At 58.9% G+C, this 26,666-nt stretch carries 16 protein-coding genes; 9 read left to right on the top strand and 7 right to left on the bottom strand.

The window, feature by feature from the left end; all coding sequences use genetic code 11:
• Positions 1-638 precede the first annotated feature (638 nt).
• From dpdE to dpdD, 8 genes are read left to right on the top strand one after another with little or no spacing between them, the layout of a single operon-like run.
• Complete coding sequence (gene dpdE, locus VGM51_12695; protein HEY3413893.1) at positions 639-3,959, top strand: protein DpdE; 3,321 nt, start codon at positions 639-641, stop codon at positions 3,957-3,959.
• Entirely contained in the window at positions 3,937-6,483 is a 2,547-nt protein-coding gene (gene dpdF / locus VGM51_12690; protein ID HEY3413892.1) for a protein DpdF, read from the top strand. The genes dpdE and dpdF overlap by 23 nt, the downstream gene beginning before the upstream one ends.
• Entirely contained in the window at positions 6,480-7,352 is an 873-nt protein-coding gene (gene dpdG / locus VGM51_12685) for a protein DpdG (GenBank protein ID HEY3413891.1), read from the top strand. The genes dpdF and dpdG overlap by 4 nt, the downstream gene beginning before the upstream one ends.
• Positions 7,349-10,453 carry a protein DpdH gene (gene dpdH / locus VGM51_12680; protein ID HEY3413890.1) on the top strand — a complete coding sequence of 1,035 codons (3,105 nt, stop codon included), beginning with the start codon at positions 7,349-7,351 and terminating at the stop codon, positions 10,451-10,453. Before dpdG ends, dpdH begins: the two co-directional genes overlap by 4 nt.
• The gene (locus VGM51_12675) at positions 10,443-11,156 is read left to right on the top strand and encodes a hypothetical protein (protein HEY3413889.1); all 714 of its coding nucleotides are present in this window, start codon (positions 10,443-10,445) and stop codon (positions 11,154-11,156) included. The genes dpdH and VGM51_12675 overlap by 11 nt, the downstream gene beginning before the upstream one ends.
• Positions 11,131-15,756 carry a protein DpdJ gene (gene dpdJ, locus VGM51_12670; protein ID HEY3413888.1) on the top strand — a complete coding sequence of 1,542 codons (4,626 nt, stop codon included), beginning with the start codon at positions 11,131-11,133 and terminating at the stop codon, positions 15,754-15,756. The genes VGM51_12675 and dpdJ overlap by 26 nt, the downstream gene beginning before the upstream one ends.
• Positions 15,753-16,280, top strand: a complete 528-nt coding sequence (dpdK, locus tag VGM51_12665) for a phospholipase D-like domain-containing protein DpdK (protein HEY3413887.1) — start codon at positions 15,753-15,755, stop codon at positions 16,278-16,280. Before dpdJ ends, dpdK begins: the two co-directional genes overlap by 4 nt.
• The gene (gene dpdD, locus VGM51_12660; protein HEY3413886.1) at positions 16,277-18,568 is read left to right on the top strand and encodes a protein DpdD; all 2,292 of its coding nucleotides are present in this window, start codon (positions 16,277-16,279) and stop codon (positions 18,566-18,568) included. Before dpdK ends, dpdD begins: the two co-directional genes overlap by 4 nt.
• A 161-nt stretch (positions 18,569-18,729) precedes the next feature.
• Here the strand turns inward: dpdD and folE2 are convergent, their stop codons facing one another.
• The 7 genes from folE2 to VGM51_12625 form a co-directional block, all read right to left on the bottom strand.
• Positions 18,730-19,545: a GTP cyclohydrolase FolE2 gene (folE2, locus tag VGM51_12655; GenBank protein ID HEY3413885.1), complete on the bottom strand. Its 816-nt coding sequence runs from the start codon at positions 19,543-19,545 to the stop codon at positions 18,730-18,732.
• A complete protein-coding gene (gene queD, locus VGM51_12650; protein ID HEY3413884.1) occupies positions 19,542-19,907 on the bottom strand; it encodes a 6-carboxytetrahydropterin synthase QueD in 366 nt (121 codons plus the stop codon). The genes folE2 and queD overlap by 4 nt, the downstream gene beginning before the upstream one ends.
• Positions 19,907-20,545, bottom strand: coding sequence for a 7-carboxy-7-deazaguanine synthase (gene queE / locus VGM51_12645; protein ID HEY3413883.1), 639 nt, complete (start codon positions 20,543-20,545; stop codon positions 19,907-19,909). Before queE ends, queD begins: the two co-directional genes overlap by 1 nt.
• The gene (gene queC / locus VGM51_12640) at positions 20,542-21,243 is read right to left on the bottom strand and encodes a 7-cyano-7-deazaguanine synthase QueC (protein ID HEY3413882.1); all 702 of its coding nucleotides are present in this window, start codon (positions 21,241-21,243) and stop codon (positions 20,542-20,544) included. The genes queE and queC overlap by 4 nt, the downstream gene beginning before the upstream one ends.
• Before the next feature lie 704 nt (positions 21,244-21,947).
• Complete coding sequence (locus tag VGM51_12635; GenBank protein ID HEY3413881.1) at positions 21,948-22,724, bottom strand: hypothetical protein; 777 nt, start codon at positions 22,722-22,724, stop codon at positions 21,948-21,950.
• A 122-nt stretch (positions 22,725-22,846) separates the two neighbouring features.
• Complete coding sequence (locus VGM51_12630; protein HEY3413880.1) at positions 22,847-24,004, bottom strand: restriction endonuclease; 1,158 nt, start codon at positions 24,002-24,004, stop codon at positions 22,847-22,849.
• Complete coding sequence (locus VGM51_12625) at positions 23,965-24,366, bottom strand: helix-turn-helix transcriptional regulator (protein ID HEY3413879.1); 402 nt, start codon at positions 24,364-24,366, stop codon at positions 23,965-23,967. Before VGM51_12625 ends, VGM51_12630 begins: the two co-directional genes overlap by 40 nt.
• Before the next feature lie 497 nt (positions 24,367-24,863).
• Here VGM51_12625 and VGM51_12620 point away from each other — a divergent pair, with 497 nt between their 5' ends.
• Positions 24,864-26,474, top strand: a complete 1,611-nt coding sequence (locus tag VGM51_12620) for a recombinase family protein (GenBank protein HEY3413878.1) — start codon at positions 24,864-24,866, stop codon at positions 26,472-26,474.
• The last annotated feature ends 192 nt before the right edge of the window (positions 26,475-26,666 follow it).

Here is a 26,666-nt window from a genome sequence, read left to right as displayed (position 1 = left end):
AACGGGGCTTTGGTTCAGAACATCTCGAAGAATCTGATTAGCCTGACCACTTGGATGACACGGGGCTGATGGCCTGTGCGCCAAGTGCCGAGAGTGCCTGTGTGGTGTGTTCTCGGGGAGTGATTAGGGCGAAAACAGCAGTATCTCCGGACGCAGTCAACCTGGCAGCGTGAGAGCCCCGAAAGGGAATTGCCTACGGCAAAGTTGAAAAGCCATTTGCTCGCCGCCCATGGCGCGGTTGCCCCGGCACCGATCGACCGAATGATAGGTGCCGACGAAGTGTACCGACAAGGAACTACTGGGCACCGCGTCACTATTTGCCCTGTGAAATGGCCGTGACGGCGAAAGCCGCTTTACAACTCATTCACAGTTGTGTGATAGCGCGAACGAAATGGGTGATGCCCTAAAGGAAATCCCCCGCGTGACGGAGAGGGCGGCGTGAAGTTCCCCGCGTGCTGAGCTTTTCGCATCGAGGTGCTTGTTCAACAGGGTCACCTCGCTTGCTCTCGCGGACACCCCAATCGGTAACGGCCCGTTGACACCAGAGGCCATCCAAACGCACCATGCCTATGACACGCAACTGAATCGATGGTCGCTACCGCATCTCCTACCGTTCAACAGCAGCAGAGTACCCAACTATGCCCTCGTTCCTAACATTACGTCCTGGATGTTTCGTCACCGTTGAGGAAGACGCGAGGGGATTCGCGAAACTCCTGTCGACGCATGGTTCGATCGCAACGATTGAGTGGTTTATCTCGGTATCGCGGCGTGATGTCGAGACGGTCCCCGTAAGCTCTCTGCGCCGTGGGCTACCCACGGCGCAGACACGGTGCTATGTCCCGGCAGATGGAGACGAACGCAACTGGCGTATGGGCCGAATCACTGATGTGGCAACCGACCCGCAGACGAAGGATATTGAATTCGAAGTCAGTTTTCCGGAGAAGAAGGGTGAACTGATACCTGAGACCGGCGTTTACGTTCGTTGTTTGGAACTTGCCGGCGATCCTGTGGAAACCCTCATCTACCGGGCTCACGAGACACCGTTCTTCCACTCAGCTCGGTCTGCTTTCCAGCAGTCCCTTGTCGAACAGCGGGCGGCCGTCAGGGGCTTGACGGGCGTTGTTTCCTCCCGCATCCGCCTGTACCCTCACCAGTTGGAAGTTACACGGCGAGTACTGGAAGATCCTGTTCAACGGTATCTACTCGCCGACGAGGTCGGACTCGGGAAGACGATTGAGGCCGGCGTGATCATTCGCCAACTCCTCTTGGATGATCCCAAGGCTCGCGTTCTAGTCATCGTACCGCCACTACTGGAAGCGCAATGGCGGTCGGAACTCCGCGACAAGATCCGTCTGAACCCTGACAGCCCCCAGATCGTCATTCGGGCCACAGACGAGTTGCTAGACGCCAGTCTGGGTCAATTCGATCTAGTAGTTATCGATGAAGCTCAACACGTGGCTGCAGCACTTCGGGATCCACGCCGAGCGTGGCTCTACGAGAAATGCCGCCTCCTATCACACGCGGCCCCTCGCTTGCTGCTGTTATCGGCAACTCCTGCCCTTCATCACGAGCGTGACTTCCTTGGAATGCTTCATCTGCTCGAACCCGAGAGTTACAGACTCGACGACGTGGCATCCTTCCAGAAGCGCATCTGTGATCGCCAGCGGATCGGCGAGTTCCTGCTGGCATTCTACGAGGGGATGAGCCGGCTCAGGTTGCGTCTGGCCTTGGTAGAACTACGGGACCTCCTCGCGAGTGATGACTGGGTACTGGCACGTTCTATCGATCTTCAGGAGTGTTGCGACGCGATTGAACTGGACCGTGACCGGGTGGACGCGCTCATTCGCTCGGTCCGAGTTCACATATGCGAAACCCATCGCGTTTTCCGGCGGATGATCCGAACTTCGCGATCTAGTCAAGCGCGGGAGGCCCTCGGAAATCGTGCGCCGGAGGACGGCTCTTCACCCGTCACCCCTGAATACGATGTCGATATCAGATGCACCCGCATCCAGGACCTCTTGGAGGAGTGGCGTGAAGGCGCAGCCGCGGCGGTTTTGGACCGACGCGATGACACTGGCTACCGAGCGAGCCTTTCTCGCATCTTCCGGTGTTTGCTCGAGTGCTCTGGTACGTATCTATACCTGCTGGAAAAGGCCATTCACTGCCGCAGGGCGACGGTACGCCATCAGGCGCGTTTTGAGGACATTCTGGGGGTGTGGGCAGCCGAGGATGTGTCCCTTCCGGTGACGTTTCCGGGTGAAGATGACCTCCTGTGTAGTCTCCTGGATGCGCTTGATCAAGAACCGGACGCCTGGGACCAGGTTGATGCCGTTGTGAGCGCTGTCAAGTTGTCGCGTGAAAGCGGGCACCGGACCAGCGTGGTTTTCACCTCCTTCACACAGGCGGCGCATGAGATTGCGGACCGGTTGCGCGCAGGTACGAGTCCCGCCACGGTGTTCGCCCATACCTGGGACGCGTCTCCCGCGGAAAACCACAAGCGTTTGCGCGAATTTGAGGCGGCAACTGGCACAGCGACGCTTGTGTGTGACCGATCCGGCGAGGAAGGTATCAATCTGCAGTTTGCCGACCTGCTTGTCCATTTCGATCTTCCGTGGGATCCCAACCGCCTGGAGCAGCGCATCGGCCGCCTTGACCGGATTGGGCGCAATACGAGCGTCCCGGCCCGCGTATTCGTCGGCAGCGACCACGCTCTCTCGTTACAAGATGCCTGGTTCCAACTTCTAGACCAAGGTTTCGGTATCTTTCGGCGATCAGCCGCGGACCTGCAGTTCTACTGCGATATCGTAATGCCAAGGGTCCGCGAGATGGCGCTTATGGAGGGGGCGACGGGCCTTCTCAATCTGATACCCGAAGTCCGGGAGGGCATTGACCAGGAGCGGTACTCATTGCGCGAACAGTCCGCCCTTGACGAGATCGATGCCTTTAACCGAGAGGGAACGGCGTCCTGGCCAACTCTCATTGTTCAGGACCAGCAGGATCGTATGATGCAAGCGGCTTTAGAGGCGTGGCTGGTCCACCGACTGAACTTCGGGCGGCGCGCGTTGCCCCATGCCGGGCGTGAAGGGGCCGTCGTCCACTATTACTGTCACCCTAACACGTTGTTGCCAACCGCCATGACCTCAACCCTGGAGGATCTTCAACCCGGAAACGGAACCTTTGATCGATCCTTGGCGTGCGAGTCACATGATCTCCAGTTATTCCGCTTGGGTGACCCTTTCATCGATGCGGTCGCCCGGTTGGTTCAGTGGGACGACAGAGGGCGGGCCTATGCTATGTGGCGCCACCTCAACGGCTTGGGCGAGGATTTCGTAGCCACGTTCTTCGAAGTAGACTATCTTGTCAGCGCGGATCCCGTACCTTTGCGCAAGGCGTTGGCCAACGCGAACTGGCCCATGAGTGCGGAAAAGCCGCTGTTGCGACAAGCGGACGCCTGGTTCCCACCTTCCCGCCAGGTTCTGTTCATCAATAGCAGCATGCGTGTAGAACAACGCGAAGTGGTAATAAACGCCTTACGACGCCCCTACCTAGCCCACGATAAGGGTGGTAGCGATTACAACCTTCGCCCAAGCCGTCTTTGGGCCGTCGATGAAATACTCTCGTCGGACCGATGGAAAGCGCAATGCGTGGAAGTGCGCGACATTGCGGAAGCTCGCATACGTAATCACGGCGGCTTCAAGGACCAGTGTCGTGCGGCTAGCGAACGAGCATCCCAAGAACTAGAGCGCCGAACGGAGCAGTTGAGGCAGGCGATACGACTCCAACGTGATATATCGAGTGCTACGTTCAGCGCTCAGGAGGAGCGAATCGAATCGGAGCGAAGTGTATATACGGCCCTAATCGAGGGGCTGAGCCGGCCCATGACCGTCGTTGACGCAATCGGTCTTGTCGTCCTGTCGGGGCGAAACCCATTTCAAAATGATGCCAACAACGCAACTTGACGAATTCTCCTACGTGCGGGATGTCTTAAGTGGGCACCAAATTGGGGACCCGACCCTTTGCCAAACACGATGCTACCGGCGTCTGCTTTCTGCGCTCCGATCTGAGCGCACTTCGGCGGCAGACCGCGCAGCTCTGGTTCGTCAGGTGATCCGCCACGAATCCACCCGACCGCATGGTGCCGGAGCTGTCTTGACGGTGCCGGTTGAGGACAGATGGCCAGACAAGGACCTTTGGGCACTCCACGGTGTAGATGCGTTTGCGACCGCGTCGGGCTTTTTGCAGCTCCGGGCGAGGCCCTGGCGACCCGATTGGCTACGTCACATTCCAGATGAAGGGCTTGACGCCGCGGCTTGTGGAGAGAAAACGCGACGCGAAGACCAGCGAGTGACAGGTGATCCGTTTCTCCAGATACTCGGACGGAGCACCTACCTTAGTCCGGGGCAACGACAGGCGGTGCGCGCTGTCCTTTCGGCGCCACCCGGGTCCACACTCGTCGTAAACCTGCCAACAGGCAGCGGGAAGAGCCTTTGCGCGCACATCCAGAGTTTGGTACCAAGTATGCCTGGCCATGGGGGAGGAGTCGTTGTGGTGGTTGTTCCCACCACCGCGCTGTGCCTCGACCAAGCTCGGACCTTGGCGCCGCACTTTCCTCATCCTACGGCGTATTTCGCCGGTTCTGACGATGAGAGCAAGCTTCGCAATCTCGGAATTCGGCAACGAATTGCTGATGGGACGCAAGGCATTGTGTTTACCTCCCCCGAGAGTGTGATTGGCAGCCTGAAGCCGGTTCTCTACAGGGCGGCCAGACAGGGATATATTCGGGCGTTTGTCGTGGACGAAACCCACATGGTTGACCAGTGGGGCGACGATTTCCGTTCGCCATTCCAGGAAATGGCAGGACTTCGCCGCCGTCTACTACGCGAGTGCGCAGGCTCGCCATTCACCACCACATTGCTCTCTGCAACACTCACCGAAACGACGCTTGACATGCTTGAGGGCCTGTTCGGCACGCCAGGTCCATTCGCCATGGTTTCGGCTGCCCAAGTGCGCCCAGAGCCGGCCTATTGGCTGGCGTCGTGTCAATCGGAATCCGTAAAGCAGGAACGGCTGATGGAGGCACTCCGCCACCTCCCACGCCCGCTTATTCTCTACACGACCAGAGTGAATGATGCGAAAAGCTGGGGGGAACTCCTGGCAAGCGCCGGTTACCGGCGGTTCGCCGTGATGACCGGCAAGAGTCATCGCGATGAACGGGAGCGGATCATCCGCGAGTGGGCCGCCGCGAAACTGGACATTGTGGTAGCTACCTCAGCGTTCGGGCTTGGTGTGGACAAAGATGACGTGCGTGCGGTCGTACACGCATGCGTTCCAGAGACGCTAGATCGCTTTTACCAAGAGGTCGGGCGTGGCGGGCGCGATGGCCGCGCATCGATCTCGTTAATGGCGTACACAGGAAAAGACGTCAAGACCGGGCACAGCATGGGCCAAAGGCGCTTGATTGGCCTGGAGCGAGGGCTGCAGCGTTGGGCCCAGATGTTTGACAACAAAGAGAGAACCGAAGACCCGGACCGTTTTAGAGTGCCGGTTGATGTCCCACCGGGGTATACAGTAGAGGACATCGACATGCAAAGTGAGTTGAATGAGGACTGGAACATCCGCACCCTGACGCTAATGTCTCGCGCCGGGATGCTGGAATTGGACGATGATCCACCGCCGATCCCGTCGCCAGAATCGGAAGGAGCAACGCCTGAAGGTCGTTGGCGCGTTGTGCGGGTTCTAGCTCCGGACCACCTCCGCGAAGAAGCTTGGGAGCGAAGGGTCAAACCGCTGAGGGAGGACGCACAACGCCGCGGTAACTTGGAATGGGAGTTCATGACAAACGTGCTCCACCCGCATTGCTGCATCGGAGAGATACTGCAGCGGGCATATGATATACCTGCTCGACGTAGTGAACCCCGGCGGCCCGAAGTTTCAGTTTCCCTCTGTTGCGGTGGGTGTCCGTTTTGCCGCAAGGTTGCCAACGGCACCGTTATCATCTCTCCTCCTACACCTCCTCCCCCGTGGGCACCAAGCCAGTCTTGCGGCCCACGCCTTGCCACGATCTGCGCGAGTACCCCTTGGTTAGGACTCTTCTACCCTGTTACAGAATCACGGGACCACCATAGTCGACGTATGTCACGACTGCTCCGATGGTGTATCGGCGAGGGTGTGCAATGTGTCGTCGCTCCATCGGGTATTTGGGACAGCTTGCTGGAAGAACGCCCGGAATTGGCCCGGCGCCCCATCTTCTGCGCCACTGAATATTCGCTAGATCTACCTCGCGTTCCGACGGTCGTTTTCCATGCCAGCAACGCAGTGATCCCACGGTATCCACTTCGCTCCTCGGAAACTCGCCGGGCACCAACTATTCTAGTTCTCCCAGAGAACGCGCGAGACCCGGAAAAGCCGGACTGCCTCCTCCGCGACCTTCTATCCTGTCCCCATTTTCATTTGGAGGAGTTCGAAGAAAGGGAAGTGCTTTGAGCGTCTTGAATACCACAGCTCCCACACCGAGTCGCCTCGCCGGTGTGGTACGTTACCTCCTGACCGCATCCCTTGAAGGCGAAAACAGAACTCGGCTTATCGCTCTGATGTCACCACCGTCGTTGCTCGACTCCAGCGAACCTGAGATGATTAAGCAGACGTTGACTGAAGCGGCAAAACTGGGTCTCGTAACGTTGGTTGAGGGCCGGTATGTGTTGACACCGTCCGTCCGAGCCGCTTTTCCCAATGGTCACTTCACTACCGACGGACTACGTGCGGTCCTACGACAGCTGATTTTTTCACCGGAGAACGCGGAGAATCATGACCTGGCCAAACTGCTTGCATGGTTCATGGCGCAGGAGCCCTCTGTTATCGTGGGGACGGAGAACGGACTCGACAAGGCCTTGCGGGAACAGACTGGAGATAATCGCATGGGCCTAATGAGCGGCGTACGCTATGGCAATTTTGGATTCTGGGCCGTGTACTTGGGCTTTGCGTGGAAGCACAGTTCTCCCGGCGTAGGCAAGGCGCTGGTTCCCGATCCGTCGACCACCATCAGCACCCTATTGCCGACCCTTTTCTCGGGCGTCAACGATGATGCGCTACCTATCATTCCGTTTTGTGATAGGCTTGCCGATCTTTGCCCCGTTTTACCAGGCGGGTCGTTTGGACGCGATGAGCCCTGGGAGCAGCCAGCAGTATTTGATGAAACACTGGCTCCGACGGTGGCCAACGCGTTCTTGTCCCTACAAGAGCGAGCCGAGGTGGAGTTACTGCATCTTGCTGACGCAGGCGGTGTGGTGTTTCGGGAGGGACGAAGCACGAACCGCATCACGCACGTCCGCTACACAGGAGGGTCTGTGCTATGACGGATGGACAAAGCACTAGTTTTGAGAACCATGTGTGCTGGAAAACGGAACGAATCCCGCGCGTGATGGATACTGAGGCGCTTCAAGTAGAGGATGACGTCTTTCTCGCCGTCCATTCCCCGATGCGGATGCGTCAGGCGAACGTCATCGCTGGGGAGACGGGCGGCCCCATCCTGACTCAGGAGGGATTTCGTTCTGCATTCCTAGATGCAGACAAAAACCACGTGCTTGCTATGGTTCAAGGTTGGCCAGGATCCGGAAAGTCCCATCTTATACGATGGCTTTCGGTCACGACACCCCGCACAGCAGACCGTCACATTGTGCTCGTTCCTAGAGCGAACACAAACCTAAAAAAGGTTGTCGAGCTTATCTTGGAGGGCATGGAAGGCGCGACCTTTGACGCCCTCCGCGACAGACTTCGGCAGACATCCAACGATCTTAGCCCCGCACTTGCGCGTGAATTGCTGTTGAGCCACCTTGCCATTGCCGTTGGGCCGAACGGGCCCCGGTCCGGGGACGAACAACTAACTGGCGAAGCGGCCGAGGCCCGCGAGGAACTCGTCGAAGAACTGCCGGCCCTGCTAAACGATGCGGCATTTCGGCGACCATTTCTCGCCGAGGGTAGCATCGTCGATCAACTAGCACGCCACGCCGTCGGACGCACGGATGCGGAACGGCAAGAGAGCCGTCGTCAGTTCACGACAACGGACCTGGCGTTGGACCGATGGCAACTCAACATCGCCGACCTTGGCAAGAAGGCTAGAAACGTTTACGGCAGCCTGCGATCCGAAACCTATCGACAGACCGTTGTCGACTGGATGAACCGCAACCTCGATGCCGCGTTGCGACAGATGCTCAACCTGGGACGAGAAGACGTGAATGACCTCTTGTTCCAGGTACGGGAAACGTTGGCGACGCAAGGACGAGAGTTGGTCCTGCTTATCGAGGACTTCGCCCGTTTGCAGGGAATCGACCAACCGTTGCTTGAAGCCGTTCTCGTGCGCCCAGTTCAGGGTGACCGCCGGCTTTGCGTTCTGCGCACGGCGATGGCCGTCACGCCGGGTTTCTACGCCGTGCTCAAAGAGAACGTACGGGACCGGGTCGACCTCGCGGTGAACCTCGACCTGGAAGGTGTTGGTGTCCACCGTGTTATCACTCGGGGGGATCTCGCGGCCTTTGCCGCCCGGTACCTGAATGCCGTAAGAGTAAACCAGGGTGAATTGAAGGAGTGGGCCGTCGGCTCCCAACAGGCCGAGCCGCCTTCTTCACCGCCCAATGCTTGTCTGCGCTGCCCACACCAAGAGGTGTGCCATCGTACATTTGGTAACGGTAAAGAGTATGGGGTATACCCCTTCACGGAATCCGCGCTGGATGAGATGTTCCGGCGCGCCGTTGAGAGTCGTGAGCATGCCGACTATTTCAGCCCCCGCGTGCTGATAGATCATGTGCTGAAACACGTCTTGGCCCATGATACCGAGGCGTTGCGAGAAGGGCGTTTCCCTCCCACCGCTTTGCTCACGCACTTCGGCCGGGGACGCATGCCTGCCAGTAAGGAAGATCAGCTCAAGAGAAGGGTCCCTGCTGACATGTTAGGTCGGTATCGTACCGTCTACGAACTTTGGGGCAACCCGGAGCAGTTGGGAGGCGTACCTGATGGCGTCTTTCGTGGCTTTGGCCTGAAACCACTCGAGGATAATCCCGGAGAGGCACCAAGTTACAGCGCAACTGAGCGGGATCCAGAGCCTACTGTAGTCGAGCGTGACAAACCCATTCACGGTCAGCGAGAACCGTTACCAGGGGTAAAGGAACTCGATGCGTGGGCCAACGGCGGACATCTGTCACCCGACCTTAGCAAGGATCTTCGAACAACCCTCTTCGAAGCCACTGTGGCATACATCGATTGGGACGCAGAGATGTTGGCGCAAGATGCGTTTGTAGGAGACGGACGCCTGTTCAAGCGGCTGTGCATCAATATCCAACGGCAATCGACCCAAGTCAGCCAAGCCACTATTTCCGTCATATTGCCTCTCGCTGGTTGGGACAACACTCAGACGGCGATCGCTCTCCAAGGGCTTGTCCAACATCAGTTGCACCGTCACTGGCAGTTTGAGGAAGGAGCACGCTACCAACGCGCCTACGCTCGACTCCTGTCTGACATATCAAAGCACGTGCTCAGCCAAATCCGTGATCTCCCTACCGGTTCCGGATGGGACCCATTGTCCTCTGCAGTCGAACTGCTTGCCATTGGGGCCCGCCTACGCGGCCGGATCACATCAACATCCGAACCTGAGAAGCAGATAGACAGCCTGTTCGCGCCTTGGGAAGGCGAGTCTATCCCGGATTTTCGCTCACCAGTCTGGAAAGCACTCTTGCGCGATTTCGTGGAATTGGGTGACAAAGTCAGCAGGATCGTTAAGGCCCGCGCTAGTTGCACTAAGGGCGGTGCACTGCCGGCCCAAATAGTAGATGCCGGCCCCTTGCTATCGCTCCTGAAGAAGACTGTTCGTTTGGCTCTGCCGTCGACGTGCATTCCATCTCCACTGCCGTCTGAGTACAGCGACATCGAGCGCCTTCGAAAGAAGGTCGATGATGCTTTAGAGACCGCCGTGGTTCAGGAACGCGCTCGATATTTCGAATGGCGCGACACACTGCGTCGAAACGTGTCCGAGGGGACTTCTCAGACGGCACTCGCTTCCGCTGTGGAGAAGGTACTGCACACGGCCTCCGGCATGGGTGTCGTACCGGCCCTTGGTGGCATGCCAGAACCACGGGCGCTGATCGACTCGGCAAAGGAATTCGCGGCCATTCCGTTAGGTCCCACTCTCGAAGCGATGAATTCCCTTTCATCAACCAGTCAGCTCAACGAATGGTTGGACATATTGGGTCGCGATGACTTGCATATCCCCATGGAGAAAACGCGCAGATTCCTGGATCTCTTAGGAAGAGTACTGACGGCAACTGAGGATCGCGTCATTCAGGACATACAACATACTTCGGGTGGCGCGACGTTGGGTGGCGAGGAGGCCGCTATCCGGACAGGATTCGACACACTGGTTGATCTCTGCTCAATGATTGCTCAGGAGGATGCACATGCTTCTTGAACTCTGTGGCAGGTTGGAACAGAACATGAACAGACTCCAAGCCCTGCGCCAGGACCGTCGGCTTATCGAGCAAATGCAAACCCGTCGGGGACAGGTCGATGATGCTGTGGCCGGCCTACGCTCCGCCGCCAACTCCCTTCATGTTCTACAGAGCAATGACGTTCCTGTCCAGGTACCTGATGATTGGGCTCGCCGGATTCTAGCAAGAACTCGTGAGATTCGTGCGGCGGTGCATGAAGATACTCTGGCTTACGGCGATCTGTCTGGAAATCGCGATTTCTTTCGAGAGCTTGGCGAGTTCACCGCCAAGCTCACAGAGAACCTTTCGGACGCATGGCGCTCCTACAATGGTCTTCATAACGTCTCAATGGATCCTCTTGTACTAGATACCTTGGAGCGCTTCCCGCGATTCCAGTCGGACATTGCGAACATCCGCCGGCTTCAGCGCGACGTAGGACAGGCTGGAGTGCGTTACCCTCGTCGACAGGATGAGTTCACCCGTTTTCGGAATGCCGTGGACCAATTAGCGATTGAGTGGGATCGTCTTTCGGGTGATAGTCTGCCTGACGATGTGCTGAAGTTCCTACGTGCTGCTGCCTCCGGCGGAGCCGCACTCAATATCCTGACCGACAAGGTCCAAGAGTGGCTGAAGGCCCATTCTCTGTCGAACACTTTCCATGTCACAATACGAAGAACAACTTGAGCGCTCAGCACTTGCACTCCTCGATCGTCTTGAGGCTGACGAGTGGAAACTGCTAACGTGGGGTTTCCTGGACGGTGGGTTCACGGACGACGACCTAATCGAAGCAGCCCAGGCATTCCCTTCAACTTCCTCTCCCGAGGATCTGATAGCGTGGTTGCGCAAGCGCCGATCGCTTTTTGATATACGGCGTGACACCCGGCGCATCAACCGTACACGCTTTGCAGAATCGGTTCGCCTCATCGTTCGGCTGAAGCAGATTCTACCATGGAACGATTGGCGCACCGCCCCCAACCTCGTTTCGGATTACAGGGTAGCGATCCGGCCCCGCCTGTACCCGCCTCGTGACGTTCTGCCGGAGGCAGCTCTAGACCTCATCAACCAGCGCCGCCGGCTTAGTCCGATTGAAGAGCGCACGTACGAGGCTCTGCTTGCTCACCGCGGTTCTGGCCCGTTCCGCTTTTCCCGGTTTCAAGTTCGCGCGGCAGCCCGTCTCCTCGGGTCCATCGGCGGCCCCACAAAGGCGATGATCGTCTGTGCGGGGACTGGTACTGGAAAGACCTTGGCATTCTATCTGCCATGCCTGATGTCTGTGGTCCGTGGTCTGGATGCCACCGAGTCCTGGACGCAGGCCCTGGCAGTCTACCCCCGCCGGGAACTACTGAAGGACCAGTTCACCGAGGCCTATCGGGAGGCCCGGCGGACGGATACCGTAGCTATTTCTTCTCCCGCCAGACGAAAGGTCATCCTTGGTGCCTATTTTGGCGATACGCCGACCCGTGCCGAATGGGATTTCGGATGGCAGCCAGACCCCGCGAAGACCGGCCGCGTATGCCCATATCTTCGTTGCCCCGCCATGCGCGTCACCGATCCTGTGGCAGGCAAGACGGAACCTTGTGACGCCGACATGGTGTGGCGCGATGAGCAACGTCTCGCCGGCGTAGAGGAGTTGCGATGCACCCGGCCCGGGTGCGAGGGCCGAGTGTGTCATGAAGAAGTGATTCTTACCCGCTCCCGGATGGAGAAGACCCCGCCAGATATTCTATTCACTACAACGGAAATGCTGAACCGTGAGATGAGCAACACGTGGGCTTGGAGGCTTTTCGGCATCAACCGTCCTTCACATCGCTCCCCGTCCATGTTATTGCTCGATGAGGTTCACACATATCACGATGTACATGGCGCGCAGGTCAGTCTCCTAATCCGGCGTTGGCGCCATCTAGTGGGGCAGAATGTGCAGTTCGTCGGGTTGTCCGCGACGCTGGCGGACCCTCAGGGTTTCTTCTCGGACATGCTTGGCGTTCCGCACGATGCCGTTGAGGTGTTGGATGCCGGCGAAGAACTGCTCCCGGAGGGACGTGAGTATCATCTCGTTCTTCGGGGCGACCCCGTCTCGCAGACATCCCTGCTTGCCACATCGATCCAGACGGCCATGCTGCTCCCAAGGGTGTTAGACGTCCCAGGACAGGGAATCAGCGGTGGGATCTATGGACACAAGGTCTTCGCCTTCACGGATGACCTTGATGTGACGAACCGTTTCTTCCACGATCTGCTGGACGCGGAAGGACGCAATAGCTTCGGCCAGCCATACACCTCGAAGCAGTCGCTCGCATCCTTTCGTGCCGCGCAACTGCCGGAGAAGGCACTCAGATTCGATGCGGGGCAGTGTTGGGACATCTGCGAGTACATAGGGCACGACCTCGGCAGGGACAACCGTCTCAAAGTCGGACGCACGAGTTCCCAAGACCCGGGTGTGCAGGAAGCGTGCAACGTCATTATCGCGACGCCTTCGCTCGAGGTCGGATACAATGACCAGGGTGTGGGCGCAGTGCTCCAGCACAAGGCGCCACGGGATCCCGCGTCCTTTCTTCAGCGGCGCGGGCGCGCCGGCCGATCGCGGGAAATGCGGCCCTGGACGGTGGTCGTTCTGTCGGACTACGGGCGCGACCGCCTTGCTTACCAGGCTTACGACCAGCTCTTCGACCCGGTGATCGAGCGCCGCGCCCTTCCCATTCGTAACCGCTACGTGCTGCGCATCCAGGCCACGTATGCCTTCATGGAATGGCTGGCGCGGCTACTCCCCATGGGAGTGTCGGGGAGCGTGTGGGACGACCTCGTCAAGCCGGCGAAGGACGCGAGACAACGCCAGCGGCAAGATTGGATTTGTGGCGTCGTGCTCGACGTCCTCCAAGGCGGACCCAAGCGCGACGCGCTCGCAATGCATTTGTCGGCAGCCTTGGGCTTGACCGAAGACGAGGTCAGCGCGCTGTTCTGGGAGCCACCTCGGCCGCTGCTTCTAGCGGTTCTGCCGACCGTTTGGCGCAGACTCTCCAGCCAGTGGAATTACGTCCGCACCCGGCCCGACGAATCGGCCCAGGAGTACTACCGCCCTTCCGTGCCTCTGCACGAGTTTATCCCGGATAATCTCTTCAGCGATCTGAATGTCCCGGACGTGGTCGTCACGACCCCCGCCTTTGGTAACGGCGACGCGGGAGAGTGGGCCGTAGACCTTGGGCAGGCGCTGCGGACGCTCCCTCCCGGGCGGGTGACCCGCCGTTTTGGCGTGCGACATGCCAAGGACGCCCATTGGGTCGCCCCACCCGAACTGGATGGCCCGGACCTACAGGAGATGATGGTGGACGCCTACTGCGCGCCGCCCTACGAGTCCGTCGGCACATTTCAGGTGCGACTAGGAGGCAGCGTTAATGATGTCATGTGCGTCCGTCCGTGGGCGATCAAGACCGCCCTCTGTCCGATGGGAAAGCCTGACAATGTCCTCGCCTCCTCGAACGCACGAATGGAATGGCGTTCACAGGTGTTCGCGGATGATATCGGGGAAAACGAGGGCGTTCCATCGGAGTGCGGCTTCGATAGCTTCATCCAGGACGTGCGGTTCTGCACCCACAACCTCTCTCGTCCGTCCGTCGTGCGGAGGTTCTCCCTGGGTTCCCGCGCTGACGTTCGCCGCAGGGGCAAGGCAGACCGGAGCATTACCATCCGGTTTACGGAGCCAGAAGATCGGGGCGAACCCGGAGCGCAAGCGGCCGTCGGGTTCGAACAGTGCGTAGATGGCATCCGATTCCTGTGTCGGATCTCCGACGATGCGATCGGGAGGGCCCTCAGCAACCCCGAAGTGCTTCGATCATCACGGACAGCGTATTTCCGAGATAGCGTGACTAATGACGATGAATTGCGGAAAGCGACACAGCAGAACGCTTTCCTACTCGACTGGCTGGCACTGGTGTTCCTTTCGATGCTCTTGGCCAGGGCCGGCAGATCCCAAGTCACGCTACGGGAAGCCATCTCTCACTATTCCGATACGCCAGAGTGGGATCGGTCCGTATCGGAGGCGTTGAGCAGCATCTTCCAGACCTTGCCCGTGAATGACGAAGAGGATGAAGGATTCGAGGGCATTGAGGAGATACCAACTGGCAAGCTGCAGCAACGATTGCTGTCGTTATTCCAGGATACTAACGTACGCGACCGCCTCCTCCGCCTAGCGATGGTCCTGCACGGGGCGGTAGCGATTGACAAGCAGTGGATTCGGCAACGCTTCACGCTCACATTGGGCGCCGCATTTCAGCAGGCGTGCTATGCTCTTACCCCGCAAAATCAGGCAGGCGAATTGTGCCTGGACATAGATCCCGGTCCACCTCCTTCTGGTGGAGAGGAGTTGCCAGAAGGTCTCGCGGCGATCTGGATAACGGAGACCGTCCTCGGCGGAACCGGCGTGGTCGAGGAGATCTATCAGCAGTATCGGTCGGACCCGCGCTACTTCTACCTGCTCGCTGAAATGGCCCTGAGCCCGTCCGACCACGAGGTAGTGGACGAGGAACTCACGAATGCGGCGCGTCTGAGTCAGTCAAGCAGCGCTCTCCAGGAGGCATTTGCACAAGTGCGGCGGGCCGAAAACAATCACGAGTTAGACGTAGCGCGTGGCATCCTAACAAACGTACTGAACGAATTGGGGGTCCTAGTGACCCGCCCAGTCATGACGGCGCTCAATGCTCGCGTGCTGCGCCCGGGTACCGGTCCAGACACGGACGCCCTCTTGTCGAGTCTGTTGGACTCATGGGCTGCGGAAGAGGAGCGCCTTGGTGTCGAAATTGATGCCCGGGTTTTCTGCTACTGTGCCAGTCGGAACCCGGAGATCGCGGATGACGTATCACGTATCCTAAGTTCGGTCGGTGGCGGCGGCGATTCCTCGCAGGAGAGCGCCTCCATCCTCTACGCATTGCTCTGGCCTCGAGGCAGCGTGGTGCGGGAGAAATCCCTCGAGGTCTACAACCCTTACGCGAACTTCCCCAGGCCTGACCCGCTTCTCCTCTTCACCGAGTTGAGGGCATGCCTTCTGTACGTGCCTGTCGATGATCCAGCCGTCCCAGACTGGGAAGAAGTGGCGCGCGAGGCCCTGGCGACACGAGGAAGCGTCCGTCTCTTCGCCGGTGCTACCCACAGCGACGTTCTTCAAGTGGCGATTCTCCGAATGGTCGTAAACCCGATCGAGTTGCATTTCCTCCGCCTCTTTCCGTACGTTGTCCGCGCCGAGCGTATCCACGGCGGTCGGTCGGCCACCCTACACCTAAGGGAGGTCCTGCAGTGACGGAATCCAGCCGTGACATCCGCATGTGGAACGGAACGCGGGAGATCGCGCGACTCCTTCAATCGGTTTTCGCGGCCGAGTTGCTCGCGCCTAGTCGGCGTATCTTCCTCATCTCGCCGTGGATTACCGATATCCCTGTCCTCGATAATACGGCGGGCCAATTCAGCTCCCTAGTACCCGACTGGGACCGAGTCCCCATCCGCCTGTCTAGGGCGCTCATTCGCCTCGCGGAAACCGGATCCGAAGTTCTCGTCCTGGCACGCAAGGATTACCGGAACCAGGCGTTCCTCGACCGAATGACAGATGCACAGGATCGTCTTCCGGCGCAGATCCATATCAAGTGTACGCCGTCGCTGCACGAAAAGGGGTTGCTAGGCGACCGGTATTACCTCTTCGGCTCATTCAACTTCACGCACAACGGCATTGCCGTTCTCAAGGAGCGCGCGACCTTCATCACGGAGTCGGGGAGGATCGCAGAGCACCGACTGTCGCTAGAGCAACACTGGGAGGAACTCGATCCATGATGATGGAGCAGGCGGGACGAATTGGTTTCCTCCAGCGCTTCTTCGGGCCAGGCAACGACATCGAGTGGGATAGGCTAGATAGTTATACTAGCCCGATTGCCAGCCCTACGAGGGCATGGATTGACGATTTCCGCAAACTGGGCTTCCCTATGGTTCTGCCAAGGAGCGCCGAAGGCCGACTGCAGTGGTACGCTGTGGCTGAGTCGGCGAGACAAATGCGTGAACTGCGTGAGGAGTTGTTGGCGTTCGTCGGACCGTCGTTCTCCACGTTCCGTGGCGTACCTGCGGAACTGGACCCCAATGACCCTCTGGAAAGTGCGTTGCTCCAACTGGACCTCACGGCTTACAAGTTCCGTCGGGATCCGGCCGATCCACAGAGTCACCGCTTACTGAGAGCCTTGGAGCTAATGTGGAATGTGCGCCGGACCGAAAACCGAAGGGTGGCCGCCATCCACATCGCTGAAGGCCGACTCCTGCGGCACTTCGAGATGGCGCTTGCGGACAACAACCGGCCCGCCGCCGATTCCGCCCTGTCCACCATCGCGGCACAAGGACAACTCGGTCACCTGAATCTCGCTTTTCTGGAGGTCCAGCTCTATAGCACACTCGGGCTATGGCCTGAGGTGCTTGACTGCTCGCGCCGCCATGACCTGTTGAATATCCAGCGTCCCGTGGCCGTGACCCGAGCCCTGATCCAGGCGTGGTACAAAGTCGAGTTGCAGCCCTTCGAGCAGCAAGCAGACCCACAAGGCGCGGTGCGACACTTCCATGAGCATGTCTTGCCTAGGGCACCGGCATTGTTCGAGACCTGGGGGCGCCTTCCCGCTCCCGAGACGGTCAAGTCATTTATGCTCCTTGCCGTCGGTACCGAGCCCCCTCGGCTGGACCTTCGCGACCAACTGCTCGAGGCACCCGGGTTATCTCTGCCCGACGATGGTTATCTTCGTTCCATCGCTGCTCTCGTTCAGGAGAGAAGCCCTGTACCCTTCGACTCACTTGCTGAAGCTCGCATCGCACTGGGTGAGTTCAATCTGGACGGGGCGACGGCATGTGCCCTTAGCGCGACTCCATCAATAGATCGAACGCGCCTCCTGCTTATCTGCGCGTCGACGCTACGAAGCCCAGATGTCGAGCGTCTCGCCGCTAGTGCCGTGGAGGCTCTGGCGAATGATGATCTTGATGAACTGCTCATGGACGCCACCTTCCTCGAGATGTACCAGCGGATCAGCGCGTCGGAGCAGGCGATTGGAGTCGTGCCTGAAGCGATGCCTGGCGACTGGCCTGGCTGGTTCCGACGTTTACAGCGCGATCCCACATGGCTGCGTGCTGCTGAGATCGCCCAGGACATCGCTGCACGCGGAGTGGACCACACATTTGTTCTCCACACCAAGGAACTCGAGGAACTCGAACAGCTCATGGCGAATGCAGATGCCATGAATCCGCAGTTCCTCTCAGCACTACCATACCTTATCCGGTGTTTTGCGGCGGAAGAGGAGTTTCCGCGCCGCGAGTTCGGCACCATCTACCGAATACTTCTGACGACACTGGACGTAGTATCGACAGACATCGACACGCGTCCACCTGAGCAGTACCTTTCTCTCTATGGTACGCTAGTCGATGCCATTCTCCAGTTGAACGTGAACCGAGGGGACTACCGCGGTCTGGTGTCGGACATACAAAGACTCTGGTCTGTGAACAAAGCGCCAAACGCGATCTCGTCTATCTTGGATTGCCTGCAGGCTCTTACATACAACACATGCCGTGACGAAGAGGCCCGGACAGAATGTGTTCAGGCTGTCCTCACCGATGCGCGGGGATACCAAGAGCAAGGGTGGCTGATCGACGAGGACGCGGCGGTGCTACGCTCATTAGCCAAGGCATGTGGGTTAGCTGAGTATTTCCGGCGACCGGACGAAGCCGCTTTGGACGAGAGGGCGGAAGACAGCCTTGCGGTGATCTCCCGCCTGTCTGGTACAATAGTCCTCTACACATTGACGGACGGTGCCGCCCGATCGGCAGTGGACACTATCCGCCAGTACAACAAAAACTGCAAGATCAGGACGAACAGAGACAAGGTATGCACCGCCTCGTTGAAAGCCCTTGCAGTAGGGGCGGATCTTTTCGTTATGGCAACCGACAGCGCCAAACATCCGGCGACGGACTGTATCCGTGACAACAGGCCCAAGAACCTCCCTCTTCTCCTGCCCGACGGAAGGGGCTCTTCGTCCATACTGGCGAAGCTCAAAGAGTACGCAAGAAGCCAAATGGAACTAACGAATGCCGCCTAAGTACCACCGACCGGTTGCGTGAGCGTCTGTTGTTCAGAGGACGCCGTTCTGCGAAGCGTTTGGTGTCCGTAGTCGTAGACTTCCAGCGTGAGTGACATGATCGCTGGTAGCCGCATTCTCGCCCGTACACGATGTGATGTTGAGGAGGCGCGTGTTGGGTTTCACTGATCGTCCGATCGTTCAGGGCGAGACCACGAGACTTCGGCAAACGCCGCATGGTTGTGGATGCTCTCCTGATTCAGAACATGCACGCGGAACCACGCGACCCGATGGTCACCCTGTAGCGCGACGGCTGCATTGCGTACGATATCCTCTACAAACACCGGGTTGTCGTAGGCTTGCATTGTGACGTGCCGTTCGTCGGGTCGCTTAAGTAGCGGATAGACCGGCGCGGAGGCCGACCGTTCCGCGATATCAATCAACTCCTCGATCCAGACGATCTCGGGGTGACCGTCATTCGCAAGGACGCTCCGCACCTCGATTGTTACGTATCCACGTTGGTTATGGGCGCCATACTCGCTAATAGCCTTGCTGCACGGGCAGAGGCTGGTAACGGGGACGCGAACTTGCAGCAGAAAGTCATCGGTGGCGTTCGATTCGCCGATGAAAGCGCACTCGAAGTCCATGAGCGCCGTCGCCCCGGTTACCGGGGCCGCTCGCTCGAGGAAATACGGGAATCGTACCTCGATCCTGGCCCTTTCCGCTTCCAGCCGGGTCTTCAGGTCTCGCAGGAGCATCGGCACGGTACGAACCGTAATCTCCCCGCGATGCTCGTTGAGCACTTCCAGGAAGCGGCTCATGTGAGTGCCCTTAAAGTGATGGGGCAGGCTCACCGACATTGTGAGCGTAGCAACCGTGGGTTGCTCGCCTTGTTTCCGATCGAGAACGACAATGGGATATCGAAGGTCCGAGACCCCGACCTGATCTAGGTCGATCGCCCGCGTATCGGTGTGGTTCTGGACGTCCTCGAGGATCATCTGGAATCGTACCCTTCGTACGCGCAGCCCGAAGTGCAGGTCTCGTTCACCACGATCCGTGAGAGGCCCGGAAGATTGGGCGCGAGGCGGACCCAGATCCACCGCGCGAGGTTCTCGCTTGTCGGATTTTCTAGCCCGTCGATCTCGTTAAGATAGTAGTGGTCCAGGCGGTCGAGGAGTGGCTTGAACGCGGCCTTGATCTCGGCGAAGTCCACCACCCAGCCCGTCGTCTCACCCACAGGTCCGGCCACGTGAATGGCGACCTTGAACGAGTGCCCGTGCAATCGGGCGCACTTGTGACCTTCCGGCACATTCGGGAGCCGGTGCGCCGCCTCGAACCCGAATTCTTTGAAAACTGTCATCACGGGATCCCCACGAACTTATGCATCTGCAGGCTCAGTCGCCACAGCGGATGCGCGAGACAGTATGCCAGGGCCAACTGCGTATTGCGTTCCCGCAGAGGCCCGTCCATCGGCTGCAGGTAATAGTGGTCGAACTGCAAGTGAGAGAAGCGTTCCGGTTCAGCGCCGAACTGGGGGTACACAAGCTTTAGTTCCTGTCCGCATATTAGTACAAGGTCGGCACCGTGCTTGGGGCTAACGCACAGCCAGTCAATTCCCTCGGGGGCGGGTCTAGTCCCGTTCGTCTCCACGGCCACTTCGAATTCGGCGCGGTGAAAGGCGGCAACGGCGGCCTCGTCCAGCTGCAGGAGGGGTTCACCACCGGTGCATACCACCAGCGGGCCAGCACGGTCACTGCCTGAGGGCCAGTTCGCCGCTACAGCTCCGGCCAGTTCATCGGCCGTCGCGAACTGCCCACCGCCCGGCCCGTCAGTGCCAATGAAATCTGTGTCACAGAATTTGCACACGGCAGACGATCGATCGGCTTCGCGCCCGGTCCACAGATTACATCCGGCGAAGCGACAGAACACGGCCGGGCGTCCGGTATTAGCCCCCTCTCCCTGGAGGGTGTAGAAGATCTCCTTGACGGTGTAACTCATTCGTCCTCACCGCTGCTGTAACGCGTCGGGTCTGGAAGTCCGGCCTCCGTGAACCCCTTCTTGCGGAGCAGACACGAGTCACACTCTCCACAGGCGGCGCCATCTGGGGATGGGTCATAGCATGAGCTGGTACCCGCGTAGTCCACACCTAGTGAAAGGCCGGTGCGGATGATATCCGCCTTGCTCATCTGGATAAGGGGTGTATGGATGGTCAGCCGCGAGCCCCCCTTGACACCTGCGCGCGTGGCAAGGTTCGCCATCGCCTGATACGCCTCGATGAACTCGGGTCGGCAGTCAGGGTAACCGGAGTAGTCCAACGCGTTCACCCCGATGAAGATGTCCGAGGCCCCAAGGACCTCCGCCCAGGCCAGCGCAAAGGAGAGAAACACGGTGTTGCGGGCCGGCACGTACGTGATCGGGATGCCGTCCGCCATCGCGGCGGTATCACGCCCCTTGGGCACGTCGATATCGTCGGTGAGGGCGGATCCACCGAATTCGCGCAGATCGATTTCTGCGACAACATGTTGTGCCGCACCCAACTGCACGGCGATGCGTCGCGCCGCGTCAATCTCACACGCGTGGCGCTGCCCGTACCGAAACGTCAGAGCGTACGGCTCGAACCCCTCGTTCTTCGCGATCGCAAGCGTCGTTGTAGAATCCAGCCCGCCGCTAAGCAGTACGACTGCGCGCCTTGACATATATATCCACCCTCCATCTACGAGTCCGATAGCCACTCTTCAGTCTAGAACGGTCAAACTCAGTATCCTTCGTTGCCACCAACTTGAGTCCATTGTGGCCTCTGCAAGACATCCTGACACGAAGACCTGCTATTAGGCAAACGGTTGTTCGCAGGGCGTTCATCAGTGATTAGGCACGGAGGTCTGCCGTGCGATTGGTCTCTAATTTGCGAGCGATTCCAAGCGAAGCGGTGCGGTGCGGTGAGTTATCCACATATCCCCACGCCTTATTGTCTATTGTTATCTCTATATTTTGTTGTGTTTGGATTTCTGTGTTCGCTTTAATGATACACAACCAAGCGGTCCTTCTCATGGTCGGTCGATATCGTGCTGAACGTCTGTGGATAACTCATAGAAGACTCGACCGTGGTTGCGCTGGCGTTCTTCGCGGCTATCCAAATTGCGTCCATCTTCACTGCTCACGCGCAGCAAGCCTCGTTCGACAAGACCCGCGATCGCTTTACTTACCGCTGCGCTAGCCCGGCCCGTCCTACGCTTCAGTTGACTCTGCGTCAGCCAGTCCCTGCTCTTCTTGGTTCCGTCAGGGTTGCGCCACCCGAGCGTTGCGCGCGCCACTACGCACAAAACCCGCCACTCGGTGTCAGTGACGTTAGGCATCACCCGATCGATGAGTCTGGAGGGAAGTTGGACGAAGGGATCGCCGATCATGGCAACGCAGATTTCGGCTGGCTGGTATCCGGGCGTTCTACATGTGGGGCAAGGCCTCGCGGCGCCTCGTAGCCGTGCTCGATGGCGGCGATCAGAAACCTGATCGGGTCTTTGGCGTGCCTGTAGGGCAGCCATTCGACCTGCTTAAGTACCCGCGCTGATCCGTACCGGCTTACGAGCGCGGCGCTGCCTTCGTTACTGAAACCCAGGCGAACCAACGCGGCTCTTGCTTCGCCATCATCCTTCCGCTCGATCCAGCCGTTGGCCTCTGCGATCTCCCGTTCGACTTCCGCCCGCGGCCTGGCATACGTCTCTCGCGAGTGACGTATAACCGCTTCACGTCCAGGAAACTCTTCGGCGGTCTCGGTGGCTGTCGAAGCGACGGCCGGAGCTTCCTCGTGGCGGACTAGAAATGGTGCTGGTGCGAAGGCGTCCAGGCTACCCCCACGGGGGATCTGGATAACAAGCGGCTGATCGTGCCAAGAGAATCTGGCCAGTCGGCTGAGGCGGACGCGCGCCTTGAATTCTGAGACATCCATCGCCTCGGCAAGGTGCGTCACCGCTGCCAGGCAGTCGCCGTTTGGCGACAGGTATGTGAGCAGCAAGATCAAATTCTTGAATTCCTCCGGCGGAAGCGCACGCCAAAGGCCCGAGGTCCGCAACGCGCTCGTTACAGCCAGCGATGCCACCGGCCGAAAGCTGCCGTCGCGTTGTTGGTTGTCCTTACGCATCAGCACGACGAAAGGATTCGCCTCGCGCTCCGACGACAACACAGACGAAGGATCCCTGTCGGATTGGTTTGTTGGTTCGGGCATTCAAACATGGTTACAGACGGGCATGGTTAGCCGCTAACGCAGTGCACGGAGGCGCCCGCGTCGGCGGCCATTCCGGAGCATCAGGCACCGGGTGCGCGGGTTAACAGTAGGAGTAGAACGGCGGCAGCCAGAAACGGAAGGAGCACGTCTTCAGCCACCGAACCGGTCACGAAGCGAAGGGTGGCGGGCAACAAATGGAGGCGCTGGGCACGCCCTGGAATCAGGGGAATCCCGCTTCGCGTACATGCATCAGCGGTCAGATGGCTGGCGTATCCGAGCCACAGCGCGGCCGACGGCTGCCAGCCCCACCAGCGCGCCAGAAAAATGGCCGCAACGCCGATTGCAGCGACGGCGACGAGCGAATGAAGCAGGCCGCGGTGGCCGAACGTACGGTGGACGATCGTGGACAGCAAGGCAAAGGGTCGGATCCCGCCCATGCTAAGCGAGCGGATCGTGGATTCGGCGGCATCAAGATCGGGAAGCATCGCGCCAAAGACGGCGATTACAGACAGGTATCCGACGTTCTCGGCGGTGATGCCTGGCGGCACCGTCTGGAGCAACCATAACGAACTCACGGCGACCAGGGCGTGGGTGCGAAACATCATTCCGCCTCCCGTCGGCCGCCACCCGCTCCACTGCCATACCGGCAGCGCGCGGGCGGGATGGTTCGCGGGTAGGCGGCCGTTCTTTGGACGCGCCGGGTACTCGGCGGCCAGACGATTGAAATAATCGGTATCAATCCCAACATCACCGGTATCGTCTTCGCGGACCCCAATCCGGTGCCGGACAAGCAGTTCGATGAGTTCAGCGCCGTCTACAAGACGGATCGGCGCGACCATATCGCGGCCCGCGGCTTCCCGTGCGGGGCGGGCGAAGGTAGACAGGGTCACGATCAGTCCATGCTGGGCATGGGACCGCAGCAAGGTCCCGCGAAGCTCGTCGACAAAGCGACGGCTGACGGGGCGCGCGTACTGCTTGACTTGGACCAGTACTGTGGCTGTGGTGACTCCGCTCACGCACCAGGCGGCGACATCGAAGCCGCCGTTTGTGGTGCGTTGGCGCCAGTGGGTCCGGCGCATCAGGCGCGCGTCCTGGTAGCCAAGCGCCAGGAGCAGTTCGCGCACGCATTCTTCAAAACCATGGTAGCTGAGGTCGAGCAGCCGTTCCCGCAGCTCAGGCTCCAGCGAGACACTGGCCCTCACTGTGCCTCCCCGTTCAACGGTTTGGTCGTGCGCCATTCCCCAGGCTTCACGCCGGCAAACGCCGCCGTACGATTTCCCTCATCGTCGTAGGCCTCTTCCGGCAGACAGCCCTTGCAGCCGACCAGTCGGCATACCGAAAACGTCGGATAGGTGTCATCGGTCGAGATGACCTCGCGCAGATCGAGCTTCCGGCCCAGATGCCTCTCCAACGAGCTCACCACCGCCAAAATGACCGGATAAGACGTAACCGACTCACCGGACAGCAATCGGCTTATTGCGGACTTGGAGACGCCGGCGTCGACTGCTAGCCGAGCCTGGCCCTCAAAGCTGTAGCGGGCGGTGTGCTGCATCACCGCCCAGATTCGATTGTATAGCAAACGTGGGAACGTATGCGTCATGCCCCTCCTTTAGGTTACGAATGTTCCCTACAAAAATGGCGGGAATCACCGGACCGTGCAAAAGGCGTTGCAGCCGAACAACTCCAAACACATGAGTTCGTTCGCCTTCTCTCTTTCAGCAAAGCACGAAATCATGACTAAGTCATGAAATCAAGTAATCCAAAACCTTGACACTGCGGAAAGTCCATGTCAGACATGGAAATGGCACAAAGTCATTTGCTTAGCCGCTAAGCCCGCGCGGCCGGTGAATTCAGATGGTTGCATACTGGCAACGTTCGTTGCATGCCCGCGACCGTGGTTGCGCGCCAATGCCTGGCGTTACATGCTTTGCTTGATACCACTAAGCGAAGGGAAAGAAATGGAACTGCCAGTGCCAAGTGCTCAGGCCGTCGAGAGATTTCGGGACCTGTACGAGTCGCGTTTCGGTGTGCGACTAAGCAGCAAGGATGCCCTCGCCCTCTGCACCGATCTACTTCATTTTGTTCACCTAACGTGCTATGCCCCTACGTTACCTGCTGTATGCCCGGAAGTCGACCGACCGTGAAGATCGCCAAGTTCAATCGCTTGACGATCAGATTTCGGTGATGCGCGACATCGCCAGCCGATTTGGTATGGATCTGATCACTGAACTCACAGAATCGATGTCAGCAAAAGAACCTGGGAAACGTCCGGTCTTCGCAGAGATGCTTCGGATGTTCGAGCGAGGAGAGGCTGACGCGCTACTGTGCTGGAATGTGAATCGGCTTTCGCGAAACCCCGTCGACAGCGGTCAAATCCAGTGGCTACTGCAGAAGGAGGCTATCAAGGAGATTCGCACGGTGGACCGGGTCTTTCTACCAGGCGACAATGCTCTGCTGTTCTCCATCGAGACTGGGCAGGCTAACCAGTACATCCGTGAACTGGTCCAAAATGTCAATCGCGGCATGCAGAGCCGCGCTGAACGGGGGTGGTGCTCGCATATGGCGCCCGAAGGCTACCGAAACGTGGGCGGAGAGGTGGTCGCCGACCCCGAGCGACTCCCGCTCATAACCCGTCTGTTCAAGGACGCGTTGGCCGGGCAAACGTCGGTCCCAAAACTACTGATCCGCCTGAATGATGAATGGGGCTACCGCACGAAGCCGGGCCGACGTACGCCCGCCGGCAAACTGTCCCGCGCCGGCTTTTACAAGATACTGAAGAATCCGTTCTATTCAGGCTACTTCCGCTACTGTGGCAGGCTGTATGAAGGGAAGCACCCGGCGGTGATAACCTGGGATGAGCACGAACGAGTGCTTGAATTGCTCGGATTGAGGAAGCCCGCGCCCCGTACACAGGAGTTCGCCTATAGTCTCACCGTACGCTGCGGGGCCTGCGGCCGGTACATTTGCGGTACGCGTAAGTCAAAGCTGGTGCGTAGCATTGGGGGTATGCGGGACTATGTTTATTACTACTGCACCAACAGCGAGTGCACCGGAAGGTCGAAGAATAGCATCACCGAGCAGACACTCGAAGGACAGATAGCGGACAGGCTCCGCGGTATCACAGTGCGGCCGGAGTTCGTGGAGTTCGCCAAGAACGAGATCGATTGCTTGGCTGCGGCCGATGAAACCGAGTCCGAGACTCGCCGAGCCACTTTGCGCGCGGCAGGAAACCGGGTTCGGCAGCAAATGGAACGATTGCTCGATCTGCGCTTGGCCGGACTAATAGACGACAACGAATACCAAATGAAAAAGGAGTACCTCGACCGCGAACTGGAGGGCTTGCAAGCGAAAGAGCGCGATGTGAATGCTTCAGTACGGTCAAGTTGGCGCGTGGTTGCCGACACACTGGAGTTCGCCGCAACCGCACACGCTCGTTTGCCCCACAGTGACGCTAGAACCAAACGCCAACTGGCGCAAAAACTAGGGGCGAGCTACATTCTACAGGAGGGCCAGCTGACAATTGTCACCAGTGGGCTCCTTACACAGATCGAGGAAAGCTACCCGGCGCTGGAACGTGAATTTGACGCACTAGAACCGGCGGATCGGTGCTCTCTGAGCACAAAAAAGGGGCCAGTTGGCCCCATCGCGTCTACGTGGTGGACCATAGTAACCGCCATTAGAACTGCCGTGCTCTACGAGGGAGGCTGACGGCCGCAGTTAACCCATACGGCCCATATCGAATCGGATGCTACTGCACCCTTGTCAACGGCGCCTGAAAAATCCCCAATTGGGCGCGGGTGAAAATTCCCCACCTGTCTGACCTTGTGGGTCAGTTCTTTGGTTTGCTGTCTTCCAGCGCTATCGCCGGAGCGGACAACAGTCCTGCCTTCTTGCGTTCCT

The organism is Armatimonadota bacterium (assembly GCA_036504095.1).
Classification (GTDB): domain Bacteria; phylum Armatimonadota; class DTGP01; order JAKQQT01; family JAKQQT01; genus DASXUL01.
The sequence above is the reverse complement of the archived record's forward strand: the minus strand, read 5'-3'. Positions and strand labels throughout refer to the sequence as shown.